Below are 12,402 nucleotides of genomic sequence, written 5' to 3' on the forward strand. Positions count from 1 at the left end.
TCGTGTGGTTAGGCGCGGGTCACTGCGTGACGTTCGGGGCGAGGGCGGCCAGGGCGCAGTCCTGGTTCGGGCGGCACTGCACGGCGAGGGTCAGGGCCCGTTCCTCGGCGCCGCCGCCGCCCTTCTTCCAGACGATCTGCTGCTTGCCGTTGACGGTGACGACGTAGATGTACGCCTCGGTGATCGCGGACGGATCGTCGGCGAGGGCCTGCTTGAACGCGGAGGGGTAGTGGCCCTCGGTGACGTGGGCGGTGGCGTGTTGGTCCTGGTCGGCCATCCGTGACCAGAGCACCGGGTCGGGGACCTGCCCGGAGACCGAGGTCCAGTCGGCGTACGTGGTCTCGGTGGTCATCCAGGTGTGCATGCCGGCGAGCTGCTGGTCGCGGCTGGTGTCGCGGGTGTCGTAGGACCACAGCATCTGGGCTGCTGCCTTGGCGTAGGCGACCGGTTCGGAGATCTGCGGCGGCTTGGGCACCGATCCTGACCTGGAGGAGGGCTCGGGGGCTGCCTCGGTCGCAGATGGGCTGCTGGTCGGAGCGGGGGCGGTGGTCGCTGGAGCCTGGTGGTCCTCCCCGCTGCCGGTCACGACGGCGACGACGCCGGCGAGGGCCAGCAGCGCGGCGACGACCACAGCGACGACGGCGATGCGCCGGTTCGCTGACCAGCCCGCACCGTAGGAGGAGAGGGAGGGGAGTCGGTTCTTCATCACTGGATCTGCGATCCGAGGTTGGAGAAGAAGGCGACCAGGCCGTTGGCGGCGCCCAGGCCCAGGGCGGCGCCCGCGGAAACCATGGCGCCCTTCTTGCCGTTGGCCTCGGCCTGGTGACCGCCGGTGTGGTGGCCCCAGGCCCACACACCGAGGGAGACGGCCAGGGCGCCGACGACGGCCACGATGCCGAAGAGATTGATCGAGCTGACGACGGTCTTCAGCACGCTCAGGCCGGGAAGGCCGCCGCCCTTGGGCGTGATGCCGGGGTCGTAGGCGAGCTGTATGACGCGGTCGGCGAGGGGGACATGCATAGGGGTGAGGAGGCTCCTTGCGTACGCGGGCCGAGCGAGGGCCGGTGAAAGGGGAAGCGGAGGGGCGCGGAACGGGGCCGCGAGGTGGCCTCGCCCGATCGGAGCGGGCGGGCGGCGGCGTCAGAGGACGCGGCGGGCGGCGAGGATCGTCCAGTCCTTGATCGGCGTGATCCGGACCGGCTTGGTGGTGCGCGGCGCCTCGATGAGCAGACCCTCGCCCGTGTACATGCCGACGTGCTCCGGCCGTGCGGCGCTGCCGCGGCTGAAGATCAGGTCACCGGGCTGCAGCTTCGACGGCGAGACCGCCTTGCCTTCGCCGACCTGCGTGTACGTGGTGCGGGTGAGCTGGATGCCGGCGTGTGCGTATGCCTGCTGCATCAGCGAGCTGCAGTCGCAACGGGCCATGGGGTCGGGGCCGTGGGCGTTGGTGCAGGAGCCGCCCCACTGGTAGAGCGTCCCGAGCTGCTGCATCGCCCAGGCGATGGCCTTGCGGGCCTTCGGGTCGGCGTCCTTGGGGATCGAGTAGCCCTTGGGGACGCTGCCCTCGGGGATGCGGCCGAACCCGGAACCGTCCTGACCCGGCGTGCAGCCGGTCGAGGTCGAGGGCTCCTTGTCCTGGTCGGCGTCCGCGCCCTCCGCGTCACTGCCGCCCGGGAAGGTCTTGACGATGGCGGACTGCAGTGCGGTGGCCAGGTCCTCCCACTGCGCATACGCGTCCGGCAGGCCGGATCGCTGGACGGCTTGGGCGGCCTGAGTGACGGTCATCTGCTGCCACCCGTTCACCTTGAGCAGGTGCTTGTAGAACTGCTCGGAGGCGTAGGTGGGGTCGCGGATCTGCTCGGCACTGCCCCAGCCCTGGGAGGGGCGCTGCTGGAAGAGGCCGAGACTGTCGCGGTCGCCGTAGTTCAGGTTGCGCAGCCGGCTCTCCTGCATCGCCGTGGCGAGCGCGATGATCTGCCCCTTCTTCGGGACGTCGAGGGAGAGGCCGGCGGCCACGATGGTCTGGGCGTTGGGGACCTGCTCAGCGGGCAGGTCCAGGCCCTCGATGTGCACGTCCTCACCGGAGGCGCCATCCAGGAGCTTGGAGACCTGGTCGGCGATCTCGCTGGAATCCAGGTCCGTCAGGCAGTTGCTGAGGGTGCCGTTGCTTTGCACAGCTTCGGCGGAGGAGGCCAGCATCATGCCGGTGCCGGCCAGGAGGATCGGGGAGAGGAAGACGACGCCGATGCCGGCGGCGAGGGCCTTCAACCCGAGCGGACCGCTCGCCGGCCAGCGACGTTGGGCAGGGGTGGGTAACGAGAAGTCATGCAGGTCCTTCGGTGGTGTCCGGCACACCGCGTACGCAGGGCGTGGTGGAAGGGTGCGGCGGGCCGGGGCGATCGGAGGCAGGGCCGGCGGGGCGAGCTGCCGCTCGCTTCGCGTGGCCCGGGTGGTGAGCTAGGTGGGGCGGGAGTAGCCAACGGCGGTGTGCGCAGGGCGGTTCAAAAACAGTAGGTGCGGATCGGCGGTTGACCAAAAAGTCAGTGCGGGGTGCCGGAATCCGACCCCTCGGCGGGCACTTCTTGGTCGTCGGCTAATTCGGCCCTACAGTTTTTGGACTCCCCTTGCCCTCCTCGGTCCGCGGCCCTGGGCTTCTGCATGCCCGTATTCGGCCCGCGAGGACCTGTGCGAGGCGGCAGTCTCTTTCCGTGTTTCCGCACCCGAATTGGGGTTCCTCTTTGCCTTTTTCCCTCCACCAGGGCGACGCTCTGGCTGTCCTCACCGGCCTGCCGGACGGCTGCGTCGACTCCGTCATCACCGACCCGCCGTACAACTCCGGCGGGCGCACCGCGAAGGAACGCACGACCCGCTCCGCCAAGCAGAAGTACACCTCCGCCGATGCGAAGAATGAACTTCCCGATTTCACCGGCGAGAACATGGATCAGCGCAGCTACGGCTTCTGGCTGACGCAGATCATGACCGAAGCCCACCGCCTGACCAAGACCGGCGGGACGAGTCTGCTGTTCACCGACTGGCGCCAGCTACCGACCACGACGGACGCGATCCAGGCCGCCGGATGGCTGTGGCGCGGGGTGCTGGCCTGGCACAAGCCCGCCGCACGGCCCCAGAAGGGCCGCTTCACCCAGAACTGCGAGTTCATCGTCTGGGCCTCCAAGGGCCCGATCGACGGCTCACGCAACCCGGTCTACCTGCCGGGCCTGTACTCGGCATCGCAGCCCTCCGGTGCGAAGCGGCAGCACATCACGCAGAAGCCGGTGGAGGTGATGCGTGAGCTGGTCAAGATCAGCCCCGAGGGAGGCACCGTCCTCGACTTCTGTGCCGGCTCCGGATCCACCGGCGTGGCCGCCCTGCTGGAGGGCCGCGACTTCATCGGCGTCGAGAAGACCGAGCACTATGCGTCGATCGCTGCCGACCGGCTTACCGAGACGATCCGCGCCACCCTCACCCAGGACGACGTGGGCCTCACCGGATAGGCGGCTGCGGCGTACCCGATTCCGGAGGCGGCGCACGCCGTCGAATGCCGAACGGCCGTTGATGTGACCGGTACTTCGCCATCCGTGTGTACGCCGCTGCTTTCGCCCACCATCACTTCGCGTCTCGTAGGAGGCCGTACTCTTTCATGCCCGAATCCGTAGAACCCGCAGCAGGCGGGGAATTGGAGCCGGTCCGCGTCCCGGACCCTCATCTGGAGGGGATCGAGGCGAGCGTGCGGCGGCTCATGGAGCAGTCGGCGCAGCAGGCCCAGCAGCTGGACCATCTCGCCTCCGCTCCACCGCCGAGTGAATCCCCGTTCGCGGCGTTCGGCATGCCGGGCTTCGGTGGACCGGCTCCCGCCGCTCCGCCGGAGCCCCGGCCGATTCTGGAGCTGGACGGGGAGGAACGCGAAGACGAACTCGACGCCCTCAGCGACTGGGTGGACGACTTCTTCCTTCCCGTCTACGGAGCGGAGGTCACCACCGCGGCCCCCTGGTGCCTGCAGTGGCAGGAGCACGACGACGTCGTGGCCTGGCTCCACGCCCTCTGGCTCGCCTATCAGCAGCACAAGGACCCCGAATCGGGGCTGAGCGGCCTGTTCGTGTGGCACCGGGACTTCCTCACCCACGCGGTCGCTGCCATCCGCGCGCCGGGTGGCCCGCTGTCGGCGTGCATGACCTCTCCCGAGCGTCCTGCGCACCGCCTGCTGCCCGGCCCGCTGCCGTCCATACGCACCGAGGCGGCGTCCGCCGCCGAAGCCGTCGGCACCACCGAGCCGGACGAGCCGACGCCATGAGCGGGGGAGCAGGAGAGCCCGCCTTCGGCCTGAGCTTCGACCCTCGCGCGTTGACCGACCTCCTCCAGGCCCCCAGCCACATCCGCGACATCACCCTCGCCTACCTCCAGGAGGTCGTGAACGCGCAACGCTTCGGGCTGCGCCTGGACGGTGACCTGGAGGGGTACCGGAAGCTGTTCGTGGACGCGCGCAAGGACTGGCGCGTCGTCTACGGAGTCCGCCAGGCACCCGCGGACTCCGTGCACCACAAGGAGATCCACGTCGTGGCTCTCCTGCCGAGGGCAGGCAATGACGTCTACGACGAGGTCGGCCGGCGGCTGGGGATGACCCGCCGGCCGGTAAGCGCCCGTACCCACGCGGCACGCTCCCGCTCCCCCCAGTTGACCATCCGCGGGCCCGTACCCCGGCCCGGCCCGGCGCCCAGCCCGGTACCGGGTCTGCCCCGGCCCGCGCACTCGCCCGCCTCCCGGCACGCCCGCTGACCCCGCGCGAAAGGCCCTCTTGCCGTCCAGCGAACCGGCGCCCGACCGAGCGTCCACCCCTGAATCTGCCGCCTTCGAGGTGGATCACCTCAACGCCGACGAGGACGTCCTCCTCGACTTCTACCAGCAGGTCGGCGACGCCGACATGCTGGTGCCGCTCGCCGAACACCACACGGCGAACGGCGTGCACAGCTACTTCGTCCTCTTCGACCGAACCGCCACCTTCGACCATCCCGGCACCGCGGCCTACCGTGCCGTGCACCTTCGACGGGACCTGGAGCAGCGCACGTTCGCCTTCGAGCAGGCCGTCCTGCCGCTGCCGGCCCTCGCGCAGTCCTGGCTCATCCACCGCGGATGCCGCCCCGACGCCATCACCCTCAACCCCGACCTCGGCCCCCCTGCCGCCGACGAGACGACCCGGTCGCTGGAGCGGCGCCTGGCCGGCGACGGCGACCACTACGCGATGGGCTACTCCTACACCCGCGACGATCCCGAGGACATGGTCACCATCGTCGTGCTGCGGGCCCTGGACGAGCACGCGCCCAGCCCCTTTCGCGTGGTAGTCGAAGGGGTCGACAGCAACGCATGGACCTACACGCTGCGCGAGGGCGGATTCTCCTCTGTCGGTGAAGCCCTGCAATGGGGCGAAGACCGCCTCGCTGGAAATGCCGGTCCGCTGCCGCCCGTCCGCCGGTCAACCACGCCCGCACGTCCATCTGCTGTACCGAAGGCTCCGCCTGTGCGCGTACCCGGACGTCTCTTCTAATGCCGGCAACTGGCAATGGCGGGCGCAACATAGCCGACGATCGCCGGTTAGCCAAACCGGCGATTCTCCGGATTCTTGATGCAGCCGCCGGGACAACCGGCAGCGCCCTTTCACGCAACCCCCGTTTGCCTCATGGAGGTTCCTTCCGCATGCGCTCCACCCGAATCGCCGTGTCGGCCGCTCTGCTCGGCACGCTGGCTCTGCCGGCGCTTTTCGCCACCAGCGCGAGTGCGGCGGCCGTACCCACGGCGGCGACTGCCGCCCCCGCGGTCAGCTGCCAGAACTTGCCGCCGCTGCCGTACGAGGTGCACACCAGCGCTGTGACCATCCGGTCCAAGGCCAGCGCGTCGTCCACCGCCCTGGGCGTGCTCTACAAGAGCCACAAGTTCAGCGTTTCCAAGAAGAGCGGCAACTGGCTCTACATCACTGACAAGACCACCGGCGTCAAGGGCTGGGTCTCCGGCACGTACGTCTACCGCGACGTCCGCATGTGCCTCGACTGACAGGCTCATCGGTTCCCGTACGCCCAAGACGTCGAGGCCCGCCATTTCCTCGCCCGGTCCTACGCCCCTCCTCTCCAGAATGGGAGCTTCCCTTTGCCCGAGCGCATATCCGATGACGCTGAAGATGTCGTGGGCGCGCTCACCGAACGGATCGAAGCGCGTTTCGGTATGGGTCTGGACCAGCTGAAGGCCGCAGTCGCCGCCGCGCCGACCGCCAATCCGGATGCCACCGATGTCGTCAAGTGGCACGGTCTTCTCGTCGAGGCCCAGTCGGTGCTCGACCGAACGGAGGACGACCTCCTCGCCGCGCTCCAGACCCAGCCCAGCGAGGTCGACGACCCGACGATGGACCTTGCCCATCAGGTGAACGCTGCCGTCACGACTCGCGACGGCCGGGCCATGGTCGTGAAGTGGTTCCTCGATCCCGATGCGCCGGGGAGGAGGGATCTGGCCGCCGAACGGCTGGCCCGCCTACGGCCCCGAACAGGGCCGGCGGTGCAGACCAGCGCTCCCCACCAACCCAGTGGAGTGTCCGCTCCCGCCTCGGCGGTGCGAGCGGGGAGGCCGGGCCGATGAGTCCGGCCAAGGCCAGCACCATGGACATCGACCTCCAGCAGGTCTTCGGGAGCCCGGTGCCCGAACTGCACGAGGCCGCTGTCGCGCGCGACGCCTCTCCCGTCCTCACCCGCGCCCTGGAACTGCGCTCCTTCCTGGCGCTGACCGAGGAGCAGGTCGCCCGTGTCCGTGACCGCGTGCACGCGGACATGAACCCCGACCGCGATATGGGCGAGTTGTCGGCGGACAAGCTCCGCTTCGACGCGCAGTGGCTGGAGGCCGCGCTGGAGGCCCGCGACGGCTACCGCGCCGCCCTCGGTGACCTGCTGCGCACCATGCCCCCGCCCGGCCAGCCGGCCCGGCCCGTGCGCACGACACAGCCCCGGGCCACCGTGACCCTGCCCACCTCGGCCGCCCCCGCACCGCCGCGTGCCGGGGCGGCCCGGGGCCCCCGATCCGGAAAGCCTGCTTGACCCACCTCACGTCCACCGAGATCGCCGGACGGATCGAGGACCTGTACGGCGCCCCGCTCGCCGATCTCCGAGCCCACGCCCAGGACCAGCCGCCCGGCATGCTCTGCGCCCTCCTCGGCATGCACGAGCACCTCGCCGGCGCCGAACGCAGCATCGCCTTCCACCGCGAGCACCTCACCCGGCTTCTCCATCCCGAGCGGCCAATCGACCGGCACGAGGTCTCCCACCTCCTGGACGGTGCGCGCCGGCTCGCCGAAGCCGTTGCCGTCCGCGACGTCCAGGCCACGTCGGTGACTGCCGTCCTGCGCAGCCTCGCCCCCATCCCAGCCCCGGCGCCGCCTCCGCCGCCTGCCGCGGCCCCTGCAACCGCTCCGCCCTGTGCGGCGCCGAGCGCGGCACACAGCCGCTGACCTGGTGGCGCATTCCCTTACTGACCCAGGAGTTCTTGTCTTGGCCATCACCGCCCTGCCCCCTGACACCGCGACCAACATCGCCCGGGTCACTGAAGCACTCGGCATGATCACCCCGCGGTGGAACGTGCGGATCCTGCTGGCCCTCTCCGCTCGCCCCATGCGTTACAGCGATCTGGCCGCCAAGGTGTCCTGGCTCCACGACGGGCAGCTCCACCCCAAGGTGAAGGCGCTGTGCGACGCCGGCTTGGTGGAGCGCACCGAGCACAGCGCGCGACACGTGACCTACGGGAACACCCAGCGCGGCACCGCCCTGCTGCCGGTCCTGCCGGTGATCGTCACCTGGGCCGAGGAGCACCTGGAGAAGGCGGACCACCCGCTGGTGGCGATCGAACACATCGAGGACAGCCTCACACTCCTCACCCGACGCCACGCCGCCGCAATCCTGTGGGTGCTCAAGACCCACCAGGAGGTCAGCGGGCGCACCCTGGCCCGGCTCGTGATGCCCAACAGCGACTGGACCAACATCTACCCGCCGCTGCGGCAGCTCGTTGACGACGCCTTGGTCAACACCGAGGGCAAGGGCCGGCCCTACCGGTTGTCCGCGTCCGGCGACGGGCTGGGCCCCGTCTTCAGCGCCTTGTCCGCGTGGGCCGCCGGACAGCCCCTCCACGAGGCGGCGTCCCACCCGGTCTGGGGTTCCCCGAACGCCGGACCGGCGTCCAAGCCATGGGTCAGCAGCCTGTCCCGGACGGCCCCCGGAACGCCCTTCCCGACGCGGGCACCGGAGGTGGCTCCGGCCACCTGGCAGAGCCGCGAACTCTTCTCCCACGCCACGACCACCGGCCCGAAGGCGGCCCTCCCGGCAGGGGGGCCGCGCCGATGACTGCCTCCTTCACAGCTGAGATACGCACCGCGATCGAGGTACTGGCATCGCGCCCCTTGATCCGCCTGATCACCGAGATCGACGACAACGGAGCGATACAGCCCAGGCAGCTGGCCGCCACCCTCCCCGACCTCTCCGCCCAGCACCTGCGGATCGCAACCGAGACGGCCCGCAACCACGGTCTCGTCCGCACCGCGCCAGGCGCTGGCCTCGAACTCACCCCCCGCGGCCAGGAGCTGGCCGACGTCTACGATGCGGCAGCGCGCTGGTCCCGCCGCCACACCTCACCGGTGGAGATCTGCGAGTTCACCCACCGCGTCCGTCACGTCCTGGGACTGCTGGCACTCCAGATCTCCAGCGAGGGCGCACAGGATCCGGCACGCCCCTCCGCCGCGAGCTGGGCCGGCACCGAGCCCGAGACCGACCCGGCCCACGTTCGGGTTCTCCTGCTCCAGTGGCTGGCCGAAAACCCGCAGCTCACCTGCTTGTCAACGTACGAGCCGGTCGCGTGAGTCACGTCGCAGACTCCCGGGACCTGCGCCCCGCCGATTCGCTGCTGCGCACCATCTACCTGCCGCGCACGGCCGATGCCCTCGCTTTCGCGATGTGCACCTACGGCATCCCGCTGCTCGTTCTGGCCACCACGAACTCGGCCGCGCTGACGGGGGCCGCGTTCGCCCTGGAGTGGATGCCGCGGCTGGCGGCCTTCGGATGGGCAGGATCGATCGTCGACAGGCGAGGGGCGGCCATCGTGTTCCACCTCGCCTCCCTGGGGCGCGCGGTGGCCCTCGCCGCCGGCGCGACCCTGCTGTGGCTGCACCCCTCGGGGGCCGTGGCGAGCGTCACCGTGATGGCGCTGGCGGCGACAACCGGCGTGCTCACCGAGTTCAGTTACCTCGCGGCCGAGACCGCCGGCGCTGCCGCGGGCCGCCGGGCGGGATCTCGAGCCCACCGGGTCCAAGCGGTACTGATCGGCATCGACCAGACAGCCACCCTGGCCGGTCCGGCCCTCGCCGGGGTGCTCCTGCTGGCCGGACCGCCCCCCATGCTCGCGGTGATCACCGCGCTCTCGCTGCTCGCCGCGCTGCTCGCCCTGCGCACCCCACCCTTGCCCACGGCCTCGGAGCACCGCCGCAAGGGACGGCCGGGCGCGGGGCTCCGCACAGGGTGGCGCACCATCCGCTCGCTGCCAGCGCTCGGCTGGCTGGTCACCGGTCTGACCGTGTCCAACCTGGCAATCGGCATTCTTCAGGCAGCCGGTCCGGTGATCGTCGTCAAGCACTTCGGCCAGTCCACCACTGCCGTCGGCCTGGTGTGGTCCGCTGCCGCAGCGGCCACGCTCCTGGCCGTCACCATCTGCCGGTTCGCGCTGGACCGCCTGGGCCTGTGGCCCGTCGGCGCCGTCTGCGCCGTCCTCGCCTCGTTGGCATGTCTCGCCGCCGCCCAGGCCCCCGACTACCTGTCCTACCTGGTGCTGGTCGCGATCCTCATGGCCGCCGACGGCGGCCTGGCGGTCGTCCTGCGCACCCTGCGGTCCCACCTCATCCCCCCGGAGAAGTTCGGCAGCACGCTGTCCGCAACCATCCTCATCCTCCTCCTGCCCTTCCCCGTCGCCGGCCTCCTCACCGCCCTCACACCCCCCGACGCTCTGGGCCACGTCATCACCGTCTGTGCCGTCCTGCAGGCCCTCGGCCTGCTCTGCGCCTTCGCCCGCCTGCGCCGCGACCCCGCCCTTCGCCCCTGACCCTGCTGCGCCCCAGTCCGTGGAGAACGTCATGCCTATCGCCGTTTGCGGGTCGCACCGCACGACCGGGCACACCATCACCGAGCAGTTCCACGCCTTCGATGCGCGCAACCCGCACGTCTACTACACGCTCGAACGTACGGCCGCTCTCCGTCTGGCGGCCGGTGCCACCCGCATCGGCATGAAAGACCTCTTCGAGGACCTTCGCCGCGAACTCCTCCGCGGCGTTGCCGGATTGAACAACAACTTCACCGCGCTGTATGCCCGGAAGTTGATCGACGGCCATCCCCGTTGGGCCGGTGCGTTCGAGCTGCGTCGCCGCCGCGCGGCCTGAGAGCCCTCCTCCTGATCCTGCCCTTACCGATACGGAGACCATCTTCTTGTCTGACCGCCCCGTCGTGCTCGTCGTCGCTCCCGGAGACGCGAATTACCGCGGCTACTGCCTTGAGCAAGTCGCCGACACCTACGACGTCGTGCTGCTCACTGCCGCCCAACCCTCCTGGGAAGAGGCGCACATCATCGACCACGTCGTCGCGGACCTCGACGATCCCGCCGCCCTGCTGGCAGGGGGCCGGGCCCTGGCCGCACGCCACGACCTGGCCGGAGTCATGACCTGGGACGAGTGGTGCCTCGTCCCGACCGCCCGTCTCGCCCGCGCCCTCGGACTGCCCGCCAACTCCGTCGAGGTGACACGTGCGTGCCGCAACAAGGCCACCGCACGCTCCCTGTTCGCCCGCCACGGGGTACCGTCCGCCGTCTCGTTGAGCGTGCGCAGCCTGCCAGAAGCCCAGGCCGCTGCCGCCCAGATCGGCTACCCGGTCGTCCTCAAGCCCGCTGCCCACGCCGGCGCCATGGGCGTACAGCGCGTGGACACCCCGGATCAGCTTGCCGCCGCACATCATGTCGCGCAGCTGACGGCCGAGCCGGCAACAGAGAACAACCAGGTGCTCGTCGAGGAGTTCCTCGACGGTCCCGAGATCAGCGTCGAGTGCGTCACCTACCGCGGAATGACCACGGTGGTCGCTGTCAACCGCAAGACCATCAGCCCGCCGCCCCACTTCGAACAACTCGCGCACCGTGTCGAGGCTGCCGATCCACTCCTCGGCATCGTCACGCCCGCCGCGCGGGCCGCCATCCGAGCACTGGGGATCACCAACGGCGTCAGCCACATCGAGATGCGTCTCGTCGACGGCCGACCGCGTCTGATCGAGGTCAACGGCCGGCTCGCCGGCGACATGATCGGCCACCTCGTCCGCCTCACCACCGGAATCGACCTGCCGCGCGCTGCCGCCGACCTGGCCTGCGGTCAAGCCCCCGACCTCACGGCCAGCCGCGTCGGCGCCGCTGCCATCTGGATGATCTACCCCCACAAATCCGGCACCCTAACCCACCTCGGCTACACAGGCACTCGCCCGCCGTGGCTGGACCGGCTGTGCTTCCAGCGCCGTCCCGGAGACCGCCTCCTGCTCCCGCAGGACGGTGGCACCCTGTTCACCGCCCGCGCCGGGTTCTACATCGTGACCGGCAGCACCCCCGCCCAGGTCAACGAACGCCTCAGCGCCGTCGCGGATGAGATCACCGTCGCCGTGAAGGCGGACCGATGAGCCCGCAGCCCGCTACGCAGGACGACCTCGATGGCGACGTCTACGTCTTCCCCCGCCACCTGGCCCGCTCGACCACGGTCGGCGACCCGGCCCTCGACCCGCTGCGCGACCTCGGCTGGGACCTGCATCACGACGACCTCGGCATTATGTGGAATCAGCTTTGTCAAGCGCGGGATATCACCGCGCATATGGCGGAGCAGCCAGGGCATAGCGACACAGTCTGCGCCTACCGCAGGCCCAGGTCTCTGGTGGCGCGGCACGCCGCGCCGAGCATCCCACCCGCGCTCCCCCCTTTCCCCAGACAGGAACGTGGGCGGGGCCGTATCGTGGACGCTTCGGCGCGAGGGCCGAGGAAAGGTCCTGACACAGGTTGGGGGAGTCTTGATCGAGCTGCCGGTGATGATCCGTGAGCTGCGCCGGGCGCTGACGGAGGCCATGGCTGATGGCGATGGTGAGGCCATCCGGTTCGACCTTGGGCCGATTGATGTTGAGGCATCGGTGACGGTCACCACGGAGGCGAACGGCAGCGCCAAGGTGAAGTTCTGGGTGGTCGAGGCGGGCGGTGGAGCGAAGCTCTCGCAATCCGACGTGCAGCGGATTACCCTTACGCTGCACCCGAAGATGGCTGGCACGGACCGTGCACCGCAGATTTCAGGCGGCAGCGTCCCTGGTGAACGCTAAGACCCCG

General features: G+C 70.1%; 17 protein-coding genes. 14 read left to right on the plus strand and 3 right to left on the minus strand.

Going from position 1 to position 12,402, the window contains the following annotated elements; all coding sequences use genetic code 11:
- Nucleotides 1-19: 19 nt before the first annotated feature.
- The 3 genes from ACIP5W_RS30165 to ACIP5W_RS30175 form a co-directional block, all read right to left on the minus strand.
- Nucleotides 20-706, minus strand: a complete 687-nt coding sequence (locus ACIP5W_RS30165; RefSeq protein WP_401480290.1) for a hypothetical protein — start codon at nt 704-706, stop codon at nt 20-22.
- A complete protein-coding gene (locus tag ACIP5W_RS30170) occupies nt 706-1,020 on the minus strand; it encodes a DUF6112 family protein (protein ID WP_359911876.1) in 315 nt (104 codons plus the stop codon). The genes ACIP5W_RS30165 and ACIP5W_RS30170 overlap by 1 nt, the downstream gene beginning before the upstream one ends.
- A 120-nt stretch (nt 1,021-1,140) precedes the next feature.
- Nucleotides 1,141-2,268 carry a C40 family peptidase gene (locus tag ACIP5W_RS30175; protein ID WP_401480292.1) on the minus strand — a complete coding sequence of 376 codons (1,128 nt, stop codon included), beginning with the start codon at nt 2,266-2,268 and terminating at the stop codon, nt 1,141-1,143.
- A gap of 470 nt (nt 2,269-2,738) precedes the next feature.
- On the opposite strand from ACIP5W_RS30175, the gene ACIP5W_RS30180 reads away from it, so the two are divergent.
- From ACIP5W_RS30180 to ACIP5W_RS30245, 14 genes are all read left to right on the plus strand, one after another.
- Nucleotides 2,739-3,494 carry a site-specific DNA-methyltransferase gene (locus ACIP5W_RS30180; protein WP_363087817.1) on the plus strand — a complete coding sequence of 252 codons (756 nt, stop codon included), beginning with the start codon at nt 2,739-2,741 and terminating at the stop codon, nt 3,492-3,494.
- Nucleotides 3,495-3,739: 245 nt separating this feature from the next.
- A complete protein-coding gene (locus ACIP5W_RS30185) occupies nt 3,740-4,291 on the plus strand; it encodes a DUF4913 domain-containing protein (RefSeq protein WP_401480427.1) in 552 nt (183 codons plus the stop codon).
- The gene (locus ACIP5W_RS30190) at nt 4,288-4,773 is read left to right on the plus strand and encodes a hypothetical protein (RefSeq protein ID WP_401480294.1); all 486 of its coding nucleotides are present in this window, start codon (nt 4,288-4,290) and stop codon (nt 4,771-4,773) included. The genes ACIP5W_RS30185 and ACIP5W_RS30190 overlap by 4 nt, the downstream gene beginning before the upstream one ends.
- A gap of 19 nt (nt 4,774-4,792) precedes the next feature.
- The gene (locus ACIP5W_RS30195; RefSeq protein WP_401480296.1) at nt 4,793-5,539 is read left to right on the plus strand and encodes a hypothetical protein; all 747 of its coding nucleotides are present in this window, start codon (nt 4,793-4,795) and stop codon (nt 5,537-5,539) included.
- Nucleotides 5,540-5,688: 149 nt separating this feature from the next.
- Nucleotides 5,689-6,042 carry an SH3 domain-containing protein gene (locus tag ACIP5W_RS30200; protein ID WP_401480298.1) on the plus strand — a complete coding sequence of 118 codons (354 nt, stop codon included), beginning with the start codon at nt 5,689-5,691 and terminating at the stop codon, nt 6,040-6,042.
- 93 nt (nt 6,043-6,135) lie between these two features.
- Entirely contained in the window at nt 6,136-6,618 is a 483-nt protein-coding gene (locus tag ACIP5W_RS30205; RefSeq protein WP_401480300.1) for a hypothetical protein, read from the plus strand.
- Nucleotides 6,615-7,070 carry a hypothetical protein gene (locus tag ACIP5W_RS30210; RefSeq protein ID WP_401480302.1) on the plus strand — a complete coding sequence of 152 codons (456 nt, stop codon included), beginning with the start codon at nt 6,615-6,617 and terminating at the stop codon, nt 7,068-7,070. Before ACIP5W_RS30205 ends, ACIP5W_RS30210 begins: the two co-directional genes overlap by 4 nt.
- Nucleotides 7,067-7,480: a hypothetical protein gene (locus tag ACIP5W_RS30215; RefSeq protein WP_363087823.1), complete on the plus strand. Its 414-nt coding sequence runs from the start codon at nt 7,067-7,069 to the stop codon at nt 7,478-7,480. Before ACIP5W_RS30210 ends, ACIP5W_RS30215 begins: the two co-directional genes overlap by 4 nt.
- A 40-nt stretch (nt 7,481-7,520) precedes the next feature.
- Nucleotides 7,521-8,366: a winged helix-turn-helix transcriptional regulator gene (locus ACIP5W_RS30220; protein ID WP_401480304.1), complete on the plus strand. Its 846-nt coding sequence runs from the start codon at nt 7,521-7,523 to the stop codon at nt 8,364-8,366.
- Nucleotides 8,363-8,878, plus strand: coding sequence for a regulator (locus ACIP5W_RS30225; RefSeq protein WP_401480306.1), 516 nt, complete (start codon nt 8,363-8,365; stop codon nt 8,876-8,878). Before ACIP5W_RS30220 ends, ACIP5W_RS30225 begins: the two co-directional genes overlap by 4 nt.
- Nucleotides 8,875-10,110 (plus strand): MFS transporter, encoded by a 1,236-nt coding sequence (locus ACIP5W_RS30230; RefSeq protein ID WP_401480308.1) that lies wholly within the window; start codon nt 8,875-8,877, stop codon nt 10,108-10,110. Before ACIP5W_RS30225 ends, ACIP5W_RS30230 begins: the two co-directional genes overlap by 4 nt.
- Nucleotides 10,111-10,141: 31 nt before the next feature.
- Complete coding sequence (locus tag ACIP5W_RS30235; protein WP_401480310.1) at nt 10,142-10,444, plus strand: hypothetical protein; 303 nt, start codon at nt 10,142-10,144, stop codon at nt 10,442-10,444.
- A 46-nt stretch (nt 10,445-10,490) separates the two neighbouring features.
- Complete coding sequence (locus tag ACIP5W_RS30240; RefSeq protein ID WP_401480312.1) at nt 10,491-11,714, plus strand: ATP-grasp domain-containing protein; 1,224 nt, start codon at nt 10,491-10,493, stop codon at nt 11,712-11,714.
- A 381-nt stretch (nt 11,715-12,095) separates the two neighbouring features.
- The gene (locus ACIP5W_RS30245) at nt 12,096-12,395 is read left to right on the plus strand and encodes a trypco2 family protein (RefSeq protein ID WP_401480314.1); all 300 of its coding nucleotides are present in this window, start codon (nt 12,096-12,098) and stop codon (nt 12,393-12,395) included.
- Nucleotides 12,396-12,402: the final 7 nt, after the last annotated feature.

It is taken from the genome of Streptomyces sp. NPDC088766, from assembly GCF_044750845.1.
GTDB lineage: Bacteria > Actinomycetota > Actinomycetes > Streptomycetales > Streptomycetaceae > Streptomyces.